A 16,774-nucleotide genomic window follows, 5' to 3' on the forward strand; every position below is an offset into this window, starting at 1 on the left:
ACGGTTAATACCACTCTGCGAAACAGTCGTCTCTTTTACCGCGACTAATTTGAGATGACTCATCGAAATCCCCGACTGACACGGCCCCGGCAGACGCCCTATCCTTTGAAAAACGTTTTCCAGATTGGTTGGTGAAAGGGCCTGTGCGTCAGCGCGCGGGCCGTTCGCCCCGGCGCCGGTCGCCGGTCAACGAATACCGCGCGGCGCGACGGGCGCGACCGCGCATCGGAGACATTCATGCCTTCTGCCGTCGTCGGCGCCGTGCGCGCGGCCGCCAGCCGCTACCGCTGGACCGTCTGTGCGCTGCTGTTTTTCGCGACCGTGATCAACTACATGGATCGGCAGATCCTCGGCCTGCTCGCGCCGATGCTGCAGCACGACATCGGCTGGAGCCAGGTGCAGTACGGCCGCATCGTGATGGCGTTTTCGGCGTTCTATGCGTTGGGCCTGCTCGGCTTCGGGCGCATCGTCGACTGGCTCGGCACGCGCGTGTCGTACGCGGTCGCGATGCTGGTATGGAGCATCGCCGCGATGCTGCACGCGGCGGTCGGCTCGGTGACGGGCTTCGCGGCCGTGCGCGCGCTGCTCGGCATCGGCGAAGGCGGCAACTTCCCGGCCGCGATCAAGACGACGGCCGAATGGTTCCCGCGCCGCGAACGCGCGCTCGCGACCGGCATCTTCAACTCGGGCGCGAACATCGGCGCGGTGTTCGCGCCGGCGATCATCCCGGCGATCGCGGTGGCCTACGGCTGGCGCGCGGCGTTCGTGATCATCGGCGCGATCGGCATCGTGTGGCTCGCGGTGTGGCTGGTGATGTATCGCACGGCCGACACGCGCGCGCTCGCCGCGGAATACGACGAGCCGCGCGACGAAGCCGAAGCGCTCGACGCGGCGAACGCGAACGCCGGCGCGCCGCGCTGGGGCGAACTGATCCGCAAGCGCGAGACGTGGGCCTTCCTGATCGGCAAGTTCCTGACCGATCCGGTGTGGTGGTTCTACCTGTTCTGGCTGCCGAAGTGGCTCAACGAGTCGCGCGGGATGGACATGCAGCACATCGGCTTGCCGCTCGTCTGCATCTACGCGCTGACGACGGTCGGCAGCATCGGCGGCGGCTGGCTGTCGTCGATGCTGCTGCGTGCGGGCTGGAGCGTGAACCGTGCGCGCAAGACGGCGATGCTGATCTGCGCGTGCTGCGTGCTGCCGATCGCGTTCGTGTCGCAGGTGCAGAGCCTGTGGATCGCGGTGCTGATCGTCGGCCTTGCCGCCGCCGCGCATCAGGGCTGGTCGGCGAACCTGTTCACGACGGCGTCCGACTTGTTCCCGCGCCGCGCGGTCGCGTCGGTGGTCGGCATCGGCGGGATGGCCGGCTCGATCGGCGGCGTGCTGTTCTCGGAAGTGATCGGCCAGGTGCTGCAGCGCACCGGCCACTACTGGGTGCTGTTCGCGATCGGCGCGTCGGCCTACCTGATCGCGCTGGCCGTGATGCACGTGCTCACGCCGAAGATGAAGCCCGCGAAACTCGATGCGTGATTGCGCGTCGGCAAGCAACAACGCCGCCCTCGGGGCGGCGTTTTTCGTTCGGGGACGTGACGCGTCGCGATCGCGTTATCCGGCCGCGGCCGGGGCCGTCGACGCACGCATGATCAGCCGCGGCTCGAACGTCGAATAGCTCGCGTCGGTGCGCCCGGCGAGCGCATCGATCAGCTTCTGCATCGCGAGTTCGCCCATGTTCTCGCTCTGGATGTCGACGGTCGTCAGCGCGGGCGCCGCGTATGCGCCGTACGGCACGTTGTCGATGCCGGCGACGGACACGTCCTGCGGCAACCGGAAGCCGAGCGACGCGGCTTCTTTCATGAAGCCGAGCGCGATCAGGTCGTTGTAGCAGATCACGGCCTGCGGGCGCTGCGGCCCGAGCATCACGCGCGAGCACGCACGCTCGCCGGCCTCGGCGGTCGGCGCGTGCGCGTCGTGCACGTCGAGCGTGAGCCCCGCTTCGGCGAGGCAGTCGCGCGCGCCCTGGATTCGTTCGTCGTTCACGCGCGCGGTGCCGAAGCCGAGATATGCGATGCGCGTGTGGCCGAGGTTGAGCAGGTGGCGCGCGAGCATGTAGGTCGACAGCCGGTTGTCGATGCCGACGCTCGGAATCGGCAGGCCGGGGCTGCGGCGCAGCAGCACGAGCGGCTTGTTGAGGTCGAGCATCCAGCCGGCTTCCTCGTCGGGCATCCGCGTGCTGACGATCAGCCCGTCGACGCGCTGCGCGAGCGCCTCGATCAGCGAGCGTTCGCGCGCCTGGCTCTCCTCGGTATCGACGAGCAGCAGCGTGTAGTCGTGCTGCAGCGCGACGCGGTTCGCACCTTTCACCACGTTCGTGAAGTGCGGGTTGCTGATGTCGAGGATCACGAGGCCGATGGTGCGCGTGCGGCCGGTGATCATCGAGCGCGCAAGCGGATTCGATCGGTAGCCGAGCCGCTCGATGGCCTCCTTGAGCCGTGCCTCGACGGTCGGCGAGAAGCGCTGCGTGCCGTTCACGTACTTCGATACCGTCGCGACCGACACGCCGGCTTCCGCGGCCACGTCGCGGATCGTCGAGGAAACTTTTTTCATCGGAAGGGTAACGTTTTCGTTCGATAACGCCGGATTGTGGCAGAAAAAGCCGGCGTGCAGCCACCCGTCGATATCGGGAAAGTGCGGATGGCTGCGAGCGGATTCGACCATTGACGCTCGACGCCGCGCACGCGTATAGTTGGAAAACGTTTTCCGATTTAGGTCAGATCAAGGAGATTCGATGAACGCCTCATCCACCGCCGCGCGCAAACCGTTCGGCCGCCTGCTGCTGACGGGCGCGGCCGGCAACCTCGGCCGCCAGTTGCGCGGCGCGCTCGCCGACTGGGCCGACGTCGTGCGCGTCAGCGACATCGCGGCGCTCGGCGACGCGGCCGCGCATGAAGAACTCCGCGTGGTCGACCTGGCCGACCGGCCGGCCGTGATGGATCTCGTCGACGGCGTGGACGCGATCGTCCACCTCGGCGGCATTTCGGTCGATGCGCCGTTCGACGATCTGGTCGGCGCGAACATCACCGGCACGTACAACCTGTATGAAGCCGCGCGCAAGCACGGCGTGAAGCGTGTCGTATTCGCGAGCTCGAACCATGCGATCGGTTTCCATCCGGTCACCGAGGTGCTCGACGCCGATGCACCGTTGCGCCCCGACAGCCTGTACGGCGTGACGAAGTGCTTCGGCGAATCGCTGTCGCGCTACTACTTCGACCGCTTCGGGATCGAGACGGTGTGCCTGCGGATCGGCTCGTCGTTCGAGGTGCCGAAGAATCCGCGCATGCTCGTCACGTTCCTCAGCTATCGCGACTTCATCGAGCTCGTGCGCTGCTCGCTGCTGACGAACCGCGTCGGGCACGCGATCGTCTACGGCGCGTCGGACAATCCGGTGAAGTGGTGGGACAACACGAAGGTCGGCTTCCTCGGCTTCCGCCCGCGCGACAGTTCCGAGCAGTTCGCCGGGCTGTTCCCGGTGACGGCGCCGACCGCCGAGTACGACGATCCCGCGCAGCGGTTCCAGGGCGGCGGGTTCGTCGTCGGCGAGCCGATGGAGCGCAACGCGTCGTAAGCATTGCCGGCGTCGCCTGCGTCACGCGTCAACGCAGAATGTCGGTCGCCTTGTGCCGCTCGTCGACGCCGTCGATCAGGATCAACGGGCCGCTCGCGTGCCGTGCGCGCAGCGGCTGGATCTGCCGGTACGCATCCGAGTCGTACCACGCGCGCGCCATGTCGAGATCCGGAAACGCGATCGCGATCAGGTCGCCGTGCCATGCGCCTTCGCGTACCTCCGGCCGTGCGCCGTGAATCACGAAATGGCCGTTGTACGGTGCGAGCGTGCCGTCGATGCGTTCGAGGTATTCGACGATGTCATCGCACATTTCGACGTCGTGCAGGTGGGCGATGGCGTAGGCGGTCATGGCGGGCTCCTTGGCGTGATGCGGTTCGAGAGTCGATGGCGCCATGATCGCGGCGCGGGCGGCGCGCGTCGATTACCTGCGACGTAAGCAAATCGGGGCGAGCGCGCCGCGTCTTGCTTCAGGCCGAGGCGCACATCGATCGATGGACGGCGCCGCGCAATCCCGCATCACAATCCCGCAGCACACGCCATCACGCCCGCTTGCGCGCTGGCCGCACGACGGGCGTCGCCTCCAGCGGCTCGCTGGCCTGCTCGCCCAGCTGGTCGAGTATCCGTTGCGCGGCGCCTGCGCAATCCTCGCCGGCCGGCTTGTTCTCGATCGCGTCGATCAGCGTTTCCAGATGCTGCCGGTTCTGCGCGAGACGCCGTTCGAGCAGCGCGATTTCGTCGACCTTGTGCCGCAGTGCGGCCAGCAGTTCGTCGTGCGGCCATGCGCCGAGGTCCGGCGGCAGCACCGTGCGGATCTCGTCGAGCGAGAAGCCCGCGCACTGCGCGCGGTCGATGATCGCGAGCCGCGTCAACGCTTCCGGCCCGTACTCCCGATAACCGTTCGCCTGCCGGCGGGCCGGTTCGAGCAGGCCGCTCGCTTCGTAGAAGCGGATGCGCGATGCCGCGAGGCCGCTCGCCTTCGCCAGTTCGCCGATTTTCATGATGGATTCCAAAAGGGCTTGACCTTAAAGTTGACTTTAAAGTTATCGTTGGCCATCGTCAATCGAGGATCTGCACCATGAATCTGTTTGCGCCCCTCACACTGCCCAACGGGGCGGTGATTCCGAACCGTCTGGCCAAGGCCGCGATGGAAGAAAACCTGGCCGATGCGGACCACGCACCGTCCGACGCGTTGCTGCGCCTGTACCAGGCGTGGGCCGACGGTCAGGCCGGGCTGATCCTGACCGGCAACGTGATGGTGGACGGCCGCGCGATGACGGGGCCGAACGGCGTCGTGCTGGAAAACGACGCGCATCTCGACCGTTTCCGCCGCTGGGCGCAGATCGCACGCTCGAACGGCGCGCACGTGTGGATGCAGATCAATCACCCGGGGCGCCAGATGCAGGCGGCGCTCGGCCAGACGACGCTCGCGCCGTCGGCCGTGCCGCTCGCGCTCGGCGCGCTGTCGAAGCAGTTCCCGGTGCCGAAGGAGATGACGGCCGCCGACATCGCGGACGTGCAGCAGCGCTTCGTCCGTGCCGCTCAGCTCGCGGAGCAAAGCGGCTTCACCGGCGTGCAGGTGCACGCGGCGCACGGTTATCTGCTGAGCCAGTTCCTGTCGCCGCTGACGAACCGCCGGCAGGATCAATGGGGCGGCGGCATCGAGAATCGCGCGCGCCTGCTGCTCGATATCGTGAAGGCGGTGCGCGCGGCGGTGTCGCCGGCGTTCGTCGTCGCGGTGAAGCTGAACTCGGCCGATTTCCAGCGCGGCGGTTTCAGCGCGGACGACGCGAAGCGCGTGGTCGAACTGCTGAATCCGCTTGGCGTCGATCTCGTCGAACTGTCGGGCGGCAGCTATGAAGTGCCGGCGATGCAGGGCGAGGCGCGCGACGGCCGCACGCTGGCGCGCGAAGCGTATTTCCTCGAATTCGCGCGCGACATCACCGCCGTCGCGCGGATGCCGCTGATGGTCACGGGCGGCATCCGGCGCCGTGCGGTGGCCGAGCAGGTGGTGAACAGCGGCGTGGCGATGGTCGGCATCGCGACCGCGCTGTCGATCGACCCGAACCTGCCGCGCGACTGGCGCGCCGGCAAGGACAGCGCGCCGGTGCTGCAGCCGATCCGCTGGAAGAACAAGGCGCTGGGCGCGCTGGCGAACATGGCCGTCGTCAAGTTCCAGCTCACGCGGTTGAGCGAAGGGCGCCGCACGCATCCGCGGGTGTCGCCGTTGCGCGCGCTGGTGGGGCAGCAACTGGCCGCGCAATGCCAGACGCGGCGCTACCGGAAGTGGATGGCGGGGCGCGCGGCGGGCACGCGTGCGTGAGGCATCGAGGCCGGCCGGCGATGCCGAAGGCTGACCTGCATGCCGCCGCGCCCGTGCCGCCTGGCACGTTGCGCGGCGGCCTGCGCGCTCAGAACCGGTAGTTCGCCAGCACCTCGAAGCGCCGGTCGTTGCCGAGCAGGTACTGCGTCTCGTTGTAGTACGCGGACTGCACGTAGCGGCGATTGAACACGTTGTACGCGCGGGCGGTGATCGTCGTGTCCTTGCGCGGCTTCCACGCGAGGCCGAGGTCCACGGTCGTGTACGACGGCATCACGAGCTGGTTCGCGGTATCGGCGAACCGCTTGCCGACGTACTTGATGCCCGCGATGCCCGTCCAGTCCGGCGCGAAGCGCCAGCTCACCCACAGGTTCGCGAGCCGCTGCGGCACCGACACCGGCACGTTGCCGGCGCGCGATACCGTCATGCCGCCGGACGTCTGCTGGAAATCGTCGTATTTCGCGCGCAGGATCGACACGTTCGCATCGACGCGCCAGTCCTTCGCGATCTCCGCGCCGACCGTCGCCTCGAGCCCGCGCGACGACTGCTGGCCGACCTGGATCGACTGGTTCGGATTCACCGGGTCGGCCGTCAGGAGGTTGCTCTTGACGATCCGGTACGCGGCGAGCGTCCATTCGGCCTTGCCGTCGAGGAACGACTGCTTCACGCCGATCTCGATCTGCCGGCCGGTCGCGAGCGTGAAGTTCGCCTTCGACGCATTGAGCGACAGCAGCGAGCTGACCGGATCGGCCGCGACCGAATACTGGCCGTACACGGCGAGGCCGGGCCGCACGTCGTACACGGTGCCCACGCGCCAGCCGGTGTTCGCGAACACCTTCGTGAACGCGCCGCCGTTCGCGAGATCGTCGCGGTTCACGCTCGCATGGTCGTAGCGCAGCCCGCCGATCACCGACCAGCGCGGCGTGATCTCCAGCCGGTTCTCCGCGAACAGCGCGTACTGGTTCGACTGGCTGCGGTACTTCGGGAACGTGCCGGCCGTGTTGATGAAACTGCCCGGATCGAAGTTGAACGGATCGACCGTCGACGTGCCCGCATACGGCGAATTGTTGTCGTGCTGGAACGTCGTGTGGTTGAACTCGACGCCCGCCGAAAACGTGTTGCGCATGCCGAGCAGCGCGCTGCCGACGGTGGCCGTCGTCACGTTGCCGTACTGTTCCTGGTCGTGAAAGATCTCGGTGTAGCTGCTGCGTCGCACTTGCGCGCTCGACGGCAGGTACGTGTAGTACTCCGCATCCTTCCAGTGACGGTTGCTCTTCATCCGGTACAGCGTGGTCGTCACGTTCAGGCTGTCGCTCGGCTGCCAGTTCGCCGAGACGGTGGCCCAGCTGTCGCGGAACGCGATGTCGGCGTCGCCGACGTTGTAGTTCTTCTTGTCGAGCGCGCGATCACGCGCACCGTTGACGAGCGGCACGCCGAAATACTGCATCGGATGCATGAAGCCCTGTGCGTACGACGCCGTCACGTACAGGTCGGGTGTCACATCGTAGCGCAGCGCGCCGGACACCGACAGGTTGCGCGAATCGCCGCGATCGACCCAGTTCGACGAGCGGTTGCCGCTGATGTCGAAGCGGTACGACAGCTTGTCGTTGATCGCGCCGCCGCTGCCGAACGCGGCGCGTGCCGTGCCTTCGGTGCCGCCGCCGACTTGCAGTTCGTTGCGGATCGGCGTGCGCGTCGGCTTCTTCGGCACGATGTTGACCACGCCGCCGATCGCGCCTTCGCCGTAGATCACCGACGCGGGGCCGCGCAGCACGTCGATATGGTCGACCGACCACGTGTCGAACGGGAACGTGACGCCGATCGCGCCGTACGGGCGCACGCCGTCGTAGAGCTGCGTGACCGACGACGCGCCGACGAAGCCGCGCGCGGCGAGCTCCGAGTTGCCGTTGCCGGGGTGCGGCGACGCGCTGATGCCGGCGGCGCGGCTCACGGCGTCGATGATCGAGCTGTCGCCGCGCGTGTCGAGCGTCGCGCGGTTGATCTGCTCGACGCTCGCGGGCGTTTCGAGCGGCGACAGCCCGAGATGGCTGCCTGTGTCGAGCGGTTGCGTCAGGGCGGGCGCCTTCCGCGCGTCGACGCGAATCGGCGCGAGCGTGGCGCCGGTGCCGTCGACGTTGCGTTCCTGTGTTTGTGCCTGCCCGGCCGACGACAGCGCCGCGAGCACGGCGGCGGGCAGCATCAATCTGAACTTCATGGGTTCGGTTTCCTTCGAATGGGGGAAGCGCTTGCGTCGGTCACGCCGCGGCGCGCGCCGCGCGGCCGAACAGCAGCCGGTCGAGCGACCAGACCGCGACGATCGTCAGCCCCATCAACGGGAAGACGAGGCCGAGCAGCACGAGCCCGGCGATCCAGCCGCGCATCGGCGGCGCGCCGCGTTCGCGCGACGGTGCGCCCAGCGTCCCGGCCGGACGGCGCTTCCACCACATCACGGTGCCCGTGGCGGCCATCGCGGCCAGCCCGAGCGACAGCACCGCGCAAATGATCTGGTTCGCGAGCCCGAAATAGCGGCCCATGTGCAGCGACGTGCCGTACGACACCGCTTTCGATACCGCGCCGTAGTCGCCATAGCGGATGTCTTTCAAGACGGCGCCGCTGTACTGGTCGACGTAGATCGTGCGTTCGGCCTTCGGGTCGGCCGGGAAGTACGATGCGGTGAACACGCCGTCCGGGCCGGACGGCAGCGCGAGCGTGTAGCCGCTCGTCACGCCGAGCCCGGCGACGATCGCGATCGCGCGGCCCAGCGGCAGCGGCACGGGTGTGGGCGCGGGCGCGGCCACGGCCGGCGAATGCGGCACCGGCACGTTGCCGACCGCCCACGGTGTTTGCGGCAACGGCAGGTCGTCCATCACCATGCCCGGCATCGATTCGCCGGAATCGTGGTGATGGCCGGACGGCGCGGCGGCCTGCGCAGGGGCATGCCCGGCCGTCGCGGCGGCACCCGGACGCGTCGAGTGCATCGACGCACCGCCCCACGCGCCTTCCGGCGCGCCGAGGTTCACGGTCGCGGCGAGCGCCTTGAAGTTCTTGCCCCACGAGCCCGACCACGGCAGCCCGGTCAGGATGAACGCGATCGTGCCGGCCGCGAGCCAGATGCCGGCCGTCGCGTGAAGGCTCTTCCACAGCGGCCGGCCGCGCAGCGACAGGTCGGGCCGCAGCGCGCGCCCGACGCGTGCCGCGCCGCGCGGCCACCACAGCGCTATGCCGGTGCCGATCATCACGAAGGTCCAGCAGGCGGCGAGCTCCATCAGCAACTCGCCGGTCTTGCCGAGCAGCAGCTTGCGATGCAGCATCCGGTCGACCTGCATGAAGCGGTTCTCGACGCTCAGCGTGCCGAGCACGCTGCCGTCGTACGGGTTCACGTACACGCTCTCGCGGCTGCCGTCGCGCAGCCGGAACACGTACTCGACGCTACGGTCCGGCGCGGTGGAGACCTGCACGGAAACCGGCGTGGCGTCGGCCGGCATCGCGGTGCGGGCACGGGCGAGCAGCGTGTCGGCATCGAGCCGCGGCGTCGTGCGCGGTTCGACGACCAGTCGGTGCGGATACAGCAGCGGCTCGATCTGCGGCTGGAAGCAATAGAGCGTGCCCGTGATCGCGAGGATCACGAGGAACGGCATCACGAACAGGCCGGCATAGAAGTGCCAGCGCCAGAGCGTCCGGTAACCGGCGCTGGCGGAACGGGCGGGCGCGATGGCCCGATCGACGGTGGTCGACATGGTGTGAACTCCTCGGGTTCGTCGAGCGGCGGGGCCGGCGCGGGCCGGCGGCCGTCAACGTGCGTCGCACCCGCGTGCGGGCATCGCCGCGGCAGGCGGCGCGGCGCGCTGCGCAAACGGGCGCAGCGCGGCGTCGCCCGCGCGATGCGGGCAGGCGGGTGAACGCGTGAATCAGGTCGGGTGAAACGAACGGCGTGAACGCGCAGGCACGTCGACGTGCCTGCGCCACGGGGCGGAACGTTCAGCAGAACAGAGGAGGGGCGCGGGAGGGCGGGCGATCGTCGAATATCGATCGCACGAAAGGAAGACTGTCGAAGTGAACGCGGAAGCGTCGCGGTGCCGCCGCGGGAAACAGCAGCACCAGCAGCACGAACGATGCGAGCGCGGTGAACAGCGCGGCGCCGAATGCGCACAGGCTGTCGCCGTTACCGGAAGACGCCGCCTTGTCGGCGTGCGCGTCATGTTTCAGTGCATCGACGAGCGCCAGCGCATCGTTGGCCGGCGTGATCGGCGCGCTCGCGTCGAAGCGGGCGGCCAGCGCGGCGCCCGTGACGATCAGCGGGCCCTGGCCTGAACACAGCACCACCGAGCCCGCATCCGGACCATCCGGATCGAGCATCACGGCGCCCGACATCAGCGCGCGGGACAGCAGCGTCACGAGGAGGAGCCCCCACAGCCACTGTCGCGCGACGCCTGGCCGGAGCAGGAAGCGGCGAAGTGCGTTCATGGCGCGCGATTGTACCTCCGTTTGCGCGGAGGGGCAGGCGGGCCGTGCGTGTGCGGGGGGCCAATCGCGCATGGCCGGCGTGGCCGCAAGGGTCGTGCGCGGCCCCGGTCCGTCGCGCCGGCTTACACCGGATACGCGTCGTCGACCTTCAGGTTCGCGAGCCGGAACAGCGTGCGCAGCGTCTGCGGATGAATGTCGCGATGCGCGGCGAGCGACGTCAGCATGAAGTCGAGCACCTTCGCGTAGCGCAGCAGCACGAGGCAGCGCGCGAGATCGGGCGTGCGGCCACGCATGTCTTCGGCGAGCGTGACCATTTGCGTCGACAGCGTGCGCGCCATCTCGAGTTCCATCTGCTGTTTTTCGGTCCAGTCGGGCAGCGGCTGTTCGAGCACCTTCGCGAGGAAGAGCTGGAACGACGAATCGGACGAGTTGGGCTGCGCATCCATGGAGAGCCTCGTTGCGTATGCATTGCGTACGGGCGGATCCGTGGAGCGCCCGAGGGTGAATTCATGTCCGCGCGGTACCGGGCGGGGCTTCTGCCCGAACGGAATGCAGATTCCGTACCAGCGCCGCCGGACGATTGTTGAGGAATGTTGAGCCGCGATCCGGCATCGCGCGGCGAGTCCCGTCGGGACTGGATCGCGCAGGCGATCGAGGACGGTGTCTATGGGCGGGAGCGGGACCGTGTCGAGCGCCCGGCGAGGCGCGACGACGCGAAATGCTTCACGGATGTAACGTAACGCGGGCATTCGGCGCATCGTGCGTTTCTGCCGGCGATAGGCCGGGACGACGCGTGCCGGCGGATGGCCGCGCCCGCCGTGCGTTCGCCGACGGGAAACGGCTGCACGCCACGCCCCGCCGCCGCGTCGCGCGAACCGGCGGCGGATGCGCCGGTTGTTTCAAAACAGAGACGGTCCGGCGCGCGACGATCGGTTGCATGGCCACACAACTGGCCCAGCGAATTGCCGCGCAATTGTCCATGGGCAGGCGACGCAGGTTTGCCAACAATCTCCCGATCATCCCCGCGAGGTTCGACATGAACGTCCACGCCTTCTTCTCCGCCAACCTGCTGCTTGCCTACACCGCTTATTTCATCGGCACGGCCAGCCCCGGGCCGAGCAATCTCGCGATCATGTCGGTCGCCGCGAACCAGGGCCGCAAGGCGGCGTTCGCGTTCGCGCTCGGCGTGATCACCGGGTCGATGTTCTGGGCGACGATCGCGGCGCTGGGCGTTTCGGCCGCGCTGCTCGCGTGGTCGAAGCTGCTGGTCGCGATCAAGGTATTCGGCGGGCTGTACCTGCTGTGGCTCGCGTTCAAGTCGGGGCGCACGGCGCTGTCGGGCCCGCCGGCGGCAGCGGCGAACGCGGCGCGCGAGCAACGGCTGTCGCGCTTCTACGTGCGCGGCGCGATGCTGCACCTGACCAATCCGAAGGCGATTCTCGTGTGGGTGTCGATCGTCGCGCTGTCGTCGAACGGCGCGGGCGGCGCGCACGGCGCCGTCGTGCCGGGCTGCCTGGCGATCGGCTGCGTGGTGTTCGGCGGCTATGCGCTGGTGTTCTCGATGGACGGGGCGCGCCGGTTGTACGTGCGCGGGCGGCGTGCGATGGAAGCCTGCCTGGCCGTCGTGTTCGGCGTGGCGGGCGTTCGGCTGCTGGTGACGAACGTCTAGCCGCGCAGCGTGTGCCGGAAGCGCTCCGCCGCATTGGCGTGCGACGGAGGCGCCGGCATCGATCAAGCCGGCTTCAGAAAATGAAGCCCGTATTGATGAACTTCGAGTGGTGATCCGACACGATCGAGTCGAGCAGCTGCTTGCTGCTGTCGGTCTGCTTCGCCGCGACCATCGAGCGGATCGAGAACGCGCGCAGCGCGTCGCTCACCGACAGCGTGCCTTCCGCCGAATCCTTGCGGCCCGCGAACGGGAACACGTCGGGCCCGCGCTGGCACTGGCAGTTGATGTTCACGCGGCACACCTGGTTCACGAGCGGATCGACGAGCGCGCCGATCTGCGCCGGATCGGAGCCGAAGATGCTGACCTGCTGGCCGTGCTCCGACGTCGTCACGTAGTCGAGCGCGGTTTCCACGTCGTCGAACGGCGCGACCGGAATGATCGGCCCGAACTGCTCCTCGCGGTACAGCTTCATCCCTTCGGACACCGGATACACGACGGCCGGGTAGAACAGCGTCTTGCTGAATTCGCCGCCCTGATGGTTGACGACCTGCGCGCCCAACGCCTTCGCGTCGTCGATCGCATCCGTCATGTACGCGGTGCGATGCATGCCGGGCAGCGGCGTGATGCTGACGCCCTTTTCCCACGGCATGCCGATCTTCAACTGTTCGAGCGCGGCGGTGAAGCGCTTCAGGAATTCGTCGACGATCGAGCGATGCACGAGCAGCATCTTCAGCGCGGTACAGCGCTGGCCGTTGAACGACAGCGCGCCGAGCAGGCACTCCTTCACGGTGAGGTCGAGATCGGCGTCGGGCAGCACGATCGCCGCGTTCTTCGCGTCGAGGCCGAGGATCGCGCGCAGCCGGTGCGACTTCGGGTGCTGCTTCTTCAGGTGATCGGCGACCTTGCTCGAGCCGATCAGCGCGAGCACGTTGATCTTGCCCGACGCGAGCATGTGCGGCACGACCACCGCGCCCGGCGCGTAGATCGTGTTGATCACGCCCTTCGGGAACGCGTCGCGGAACGCTTCGAGCAGCGGCTCGAACAGCAGCGTTCCGTACTGCGGCGGCTTGAACACCACGGTGTTGCCCATCAGCAGCGCGGGGATCAGCGTCGCGAAGGTTTCGTTCAGCGGATAGTTGTACGGGCCCATGCATAGCACGACGCCGAGCGGCGTGCGGCGGATCTGGCCGATCGTGCCTTCGGCGATCACGAAGCGCGAGTTCGCGTTGTCGAGCTCCTTCAGCGCGTCGATCGTCTGCGTCATGTACGTGACGGTGCGATCGAACTCCTTCTGCGAATCGGCGAGGCTCTTGCCGATCTCCCACATGATCAGGTTCACGACGAGTTCGCGCTGCGCGACCATTCGCTTGATGAAGTCCTGCATGCACGCGATGCGTTGCTCGACCTTCATCGTCGGCCACTCGCCGCGGCCGGCGTCGTACGCGCGCACGGCGGCGTCGAGCGCCGCGTCGCTTTCCGTTTCGCCCATCACCGGGTAGCTGCCGATCTCGACCTGCTCGACGCTGCCGTCCGCCTGCCGCACGCATACCGGCGACAGCACGGTCTTGGTTGCGCCGTCCCACGGTCGCAATTCGCCGTCGACGAGCGACACGCGCTGGTGGATCGGCGAAGCCAGCCGGAATTCGGCGGGAATCTCTTGCAAGGCGGGAAACAGGTGCTGCAGGGAGGCGGAATCAGGCATGACGGTCTCGTTTGACGGGGTGTCCGGGAAGGACGGGCGATGCGAATCCTGAGCGGAATGATCCTCGATCCTGAATCGGCATCATGACGCGCACGCGGCTGCTCGTCACGCACGAGCATGGCCGATTCAATGAATGGAACCAGTTCCATTTAAAAGGAACGCCGCAATGAATGCAACCTGGGCGTTATCGCGTCGAAATGACCGTAAGCATTTGGAAAGATTGTTGCCGAATTGCCGGTATAACAGCGTGGGTGCAACCGCAAACGTTTTACTTCGGCTGAATTGAGCGGATAATGGCCCGACGCGGTGAGGAAAAAAATGCAGTGAACCTGAGAGCAGACGTAGTGAAGAACAGAAGAAGATCCGCCGCGCCGCCGATACGAGGTCGGCTGCCCGGAGCGCCGGGTCGGGGTTGCCCGGTCCGGCGCGCACCGGACCATTGAATCCGTGCCGCCTGCTGCTCCTGATCCTTCGCGATCCTCTCCAGCTTCTCCGTCACCCTATCCCACATCCCGCCTTTTACCGATCGTTGCCGCATTCAGGCGATCGATTCAATTCTTTCGTTTTTATTACGGTTCAGGCCGTTCAATAGTCTGAAATGGAAAGGCATTCGTCAGGAATGCAGAGCGCGATACGTATTCACGTTGCGGGCAGGCGACACGACGAAAATTAATTAAAAACACGAATCATTCTCGTTTATTATTTCGCCGCATTACGCGCCGTGACGGGAGGTCACGGCTTTTTTCGTGCCGGTTGCGCCGGCCGGATGTGCTCTCGTTCGCCGTTTCCTTCACCACCTTCTACGTTCACGATGAAACTCAACACGAGCGCGTGCCATGCGCTTCTGATCGCCACGTCGCTGGCCGGCGCCCGCACTTCGTTTGCGCAGGCGGCCGACGCCGCGGCGACCCTGCCCGCGATTTCCGTCAACGCGGCCGCCGAGCATGCGTCGTACGACGGCGGCCATTCGCGCGCGGCGACCAAGACCGACATGTCGCTGATGGACGTGCCGCAGACCGTGAACGTCGTGCCGCACGCGGTGATCGAGGATCAGAACGCGACGTCGCTGCAGGACGCGTTGCGCAACGTGCCGGGCGTCGGCTTCTCGGTCGGCGACGGCCAGCGCGACCAGATCACGATCCGCGGCTTCAACAGCATCACGGACCAGTACGTCGACGGCATTCGCGACGACGCGCTGTACTACCGCGACCTGTCGAACGTCGATCGCGTGGAAGTGTTGAAGGGGCCGGCGGCCGTGCTGTACGGACGCGGCTCGGCGGGCGGCATCGTGAATCGCGTGCTGAAGCGGCCGCTCGCGAACCCGGTGAACGACGTGGGCGTGACGCTCGGCACGCGCGGCGAGCGACGCGGCGAATTCGACCTCGGCTGGAACGCGAACGACGCGGCGCGCTTTCGCATGACCGGCGCGGCCGAGAATTCGAACAGCTTCCGCGACCAGTTCCAGCTCAACCGGCAGGCGATCGCGCCATCCGCGCAGTTCAAGCTCGACCGCGACACGGTGCTGAACGTCGAATTCGACTACCTGCACGACCGCCGCACGTCCGACCAGGGGATCCCCGCGTATCTCGGCCGGCCGGTCGACGTGCCGATCAACACGTACTACGGGTCGGCCGACGGGGTGAACAGTTCGTACAACGACGTCTCCGCGAAAAGCGCGACGGTGTCGCTCGATCATCGCTTCAACGATTCGCTGTCGTTCCACGGCGCGATCCGCGCGTACGACTTCTCGCTCGAGCGGAAGAACTACGTGACGTACGAGCCGATCAAGACCGCCGCGCACCCGGTCGTCACGCTCGACCAGTCGACGCGCCAGCGCACCGATCACGGTATCGACGGGCTCTTCGAACTCACGCAGAAGACGTCGCTGTTCGGCATGCGCCACGAGCTGCTGTACGGGCTGGAACTGTCGCAGCAGCAGAAGTTCGACACGATCTACAGCGTGTCGAAGGTCGCGACCTACGATCTCTTCAACCCGCAGCCGGTCGTCCTGCCCGGCGTGCCGACCGGCACGCGTGCGAAGACCAACGCGTCGACCGTCGTCGGGCTCGCGGGCGTCTACGCGCAGGACCTGATCTCGCTGACCGAACACTGGAAGGTGCTCGCCGGCCTGCGCTTCGACTACCTGAACCAGATCCGCCACGACTACACGTCGTCGAACGTCAATCTCGACCGCACCGACCATGCGTGGAGCCCGCGCGTCGGCCTGATCTACGAACCGCTCGACTGGCTGACGCTGTACGGGTCGTTCAGCCAGTCGTTCTCGCCGCTGGCCGACACGCTGATCAGTTCCGGCGCGTTCTCGAACGGCGCCGCGCTCGCGCCGCAGAAGACCACCGCGTATGAAGTCGGCTCGCGCTTCGACCTCGGCGGCAAGGCGACGGCCAGCGTCGCGCTGTTCGACATGCGCCAGACCAACCAGCAGATCGGCGACCCGGCGAATCCGGGCTACGCGCTGCCGATCGGCACGCAGCACGTGCGCGGGATGGAGCTCGGCTTCACCGGCGAAATCGCGCCGAAGTGGTCGGTGTATGCGGGTTACGCGTACCTGAACGGCACGGTGGACGGTTCCGCGCAATCGACGGCGGCCGGCCTCGCGGTCTCGAGCAACACGCCGGGGCTGATGCCGCGCCACAGCGCGAACCTGTGGCTCAAGCGCGAGCTGCCGTACGGCTTCTATGCGGCGGCCGGCATGCAGTTCCAGTCGGCGCGCTACACGTCGGCGAGCGATCTCGTCACGCTGCCGTCGTTTACGGTGTTCAACCTGGGCGCCGGCTATCGCAGCAAGAAGGTCGACGTGACGCTCACGCTCGACAACCTGTTCAATCGCCGCTACTTCATCGCCGCGCACGGCAACGCCGATGTGTACAACATGCCCGGCGACCCGCGCACGCTGACCGCCACGGTGAAGTGGCACATGTAACGCACGCGGCGCGCGACGATGCGGGGCGCCGTCACGATGCCCCGCACGCGAGCGCCCAT

13 protein-coding genes are annotated in these 16,774 nt (G+C 67.3%); 5 read left to right on the plus strand and 8 right to left on the minus strand.

The window, feature by feature from the left end; all coding sequences use genetic code 11:
* The first annotated feature begins 237 nt into the window (after nt 1–237).
* Nucleotides 238–1,530 (plus strand): MFS transporter, encoded by a 1,293-nt coding sequence (locus tag HWX07_RS15465; RefSeq protein WP_124639343.1) that lies wholly within the window; start codon nt 238–240, stop codon nt 1,528–1,530.
* A gap of 75 nt (nt 1,531–1,605) precedes the next feature.
* Here the strand turns inward: HWX07_RS15465 and HWX07_RS15470 are convergent, their stop codons facing one another.
* Nucleotides 1,606–2,715 carry a LacI family DNA-binding transcriptional regulator gene (locus HWX07_RS15470; protein ID WP_175876804.1) on the minus strand — a complete coding sequence of 370 codons (1,110 nt, stop codon included), beginning with the start codon at nt 2,713–2,715 and terminating at the stop codon, nt 1,606–1,608.
* A gap of 70 nt (nt 2,716–2,785) precedes the next feature.
* Here HWX07_RS15470 and HWX07_RS15475 point away from each other — a divergent pair, with 70 nt between their 5' ends.
* Entirely contained in the window at nt 2,786–3,622 is an 837-nt protein-coding gene (locus HWX07_RS15475) for an NAD(P)-dependent oxidoreductase (protein WP_175876805.1), read from the plus strand.
* A gap of 28 nt (nt 3,623–3,650) precedes the next feature.
* Here HWX07_RS15475 and HWX07_RS15480 read toward each other — a convergent pair whose 3' ends face one another.
* Both HWX07_RS15480 and HWX07_RS15485 read right to left on the minus strand, forming a co-directional pair.
* Nucleotides 3,651–3,971 carry a DUF1330 domain-containing protein gene (locus HWX07_RS15480; protein WP_175876806.1) on the minus strand — a complete coding sequence of 107 codons (321 nt, stop codon included), beginning with the start codon at nt 3,969–3,971 and terminating at the stop codon, nt 3,651–3,653.
* Nucleotides 3,972–4,161: 190 nt separating this feature from the next.
* Entirely contained in the window at nt 4,162–4,620 is a 459-nt protein-coding gene (locus HWX07_RS15485; RefSeq protein WP_175876807.1) for a MerR family transcriptional regulator, read from the minus strand.
* Between the two features lie 77 nt (nt 4,621–4,697).
* Here HWX07_RS15485 and HWX07_RS15490 point away from each other — a divergent pair, with 77 nt between their 5' ends.
* Nucleotides 4,698–5,942 carry an NADH:flavin oxidoreductase/NADH oxidase family protein gene (locus HWX07_RS15490; RefSeq protein ID WP_175876808.1) on the plus strand — a complete coding sequence of 415 codons (1,245 nt, stop codon included), beginning with the start codon at nt 4,698–4,700 and terminating at the stop codon, nt 5,940–5,942.
* 88 nt (nt 5,943–6,030) lie between these two features.
* On the opposite strand, the gene HWX07_RS15495 is transcribed toward HWX07_RS15490, so the two are convergent.
* The 4 genes from HWX07_RS15495 to HWX07_RS15510 all read right to left on the minus strand — a co-directional run bounded on the left by HWX07_RS15495 (nt 6,031) and on the right by HWX07_RS15510 (nt 10,849).
* Nucleotides 6,031–8,154, minus strand: a complete 2,124-nt coding sequence (locus HWX07_RS15495) for a TonB-dependent receptor (RefSeq protein WP_175876809.1) — start codon at nt 8,152–8,154, stop codon at nt 6,031–6,033.
* A gap of 40 nt (nt 8,155–8,194) precedes the next feature.
* On the minus strand, nt 8,195–9,676 hold the full coding sequence (locus HWX07_RS15500) for a PepSY domain-containing protein (RefSeq protein ID WP_175876810.1): 1,482 nt from the start codon (nt 9,674–9,676) through the stop codon (nt 8,195–8,197).
* Nucleotides 9,677–9,917: 241 nt separating this feature from the next.
* Entirely contained in the window at nt 9,918–10,403 is a 486-nt protein-coding gene (locus HWX07_RS15505) for a hypothetical protein (protein ID WP_175876811.1), read from the minus strand.
* Nucleotides 10,404–10,525: 122 nt separating this feature from the next.
* Nucleotides 10,526–10,849 carry a DNA-binding protein gene (locus HWX07_RS15510; RefSeq protein ID WP_175876812.1) on the minus strand — a complete coding sequence of 108 codons (324 nt, stop codon included), beginning with the start codon at nt 10,847–10,849 and terminating at the stop codon, nt 10,526–10,528.
* A gap of 590 nt (nt 10,850–11,439) precedes the next feature.
* Between HWX07_RS15510 and HWX07_RS15515 the strand changes: the two genes are divergently transcribed.
* Nucleotides 11,440–12,072, plus strand: a complete 633-nt coding sequence (locus HWX07_RS15515) for a LysE family translocator (protein ID WP_175876813.1) — start codon at nt 11,440–11,442, stop codon at nt 12,070–12,072.
* A gap of 73 nt (nt 12,073–12,145) precedes the next feature.
* Here HWX07_RS15515 and HWX07_RS15520 read toward each other — a convergent pair whose 3' ends face one another.
* Complete coding sequence (locus HWX07_RS15520; RefSeq protein WP_175876814.1) at nt 12,146–13,774, minus strand: NADP-dependent glyceraldehyde-3-phosphate dehydrogenase; 1,629 nt, start codon at nt 13,772–13,774, stop codon at nt 12,146–12,148.
* An 811-nt stretch (nt 13,775–14,585) separates the two neighbouring features.
* Between HWX07_RS15520 and HWX07_RS15525 the strand changes: the two genes are divergently transcribed.
* Nucleotides 14,586–16,715 (plus strand): TonB-dependent siderophore receptor, encoded by a 2,130-nt coding sequence (locus HWX07_RS15525; RefSeq protein WP_175876815.1) that lies wholly within the window; start codon nt 14,586–14,588, stop codon nt 16,713–16,715.
* Nucleotides 16,716–16,774 lie beyond the last annotated feature (59 nt).

The organism is Burkholderia sp. BCC0097 (assembly GCF_902832985.1).
Lineage (GTDB): Bacteria > Pseudomonadota > Gammaproteobacteria > Burkholderiales > Burkholderiaceae > Burkholderia > Burkholderia orbicola.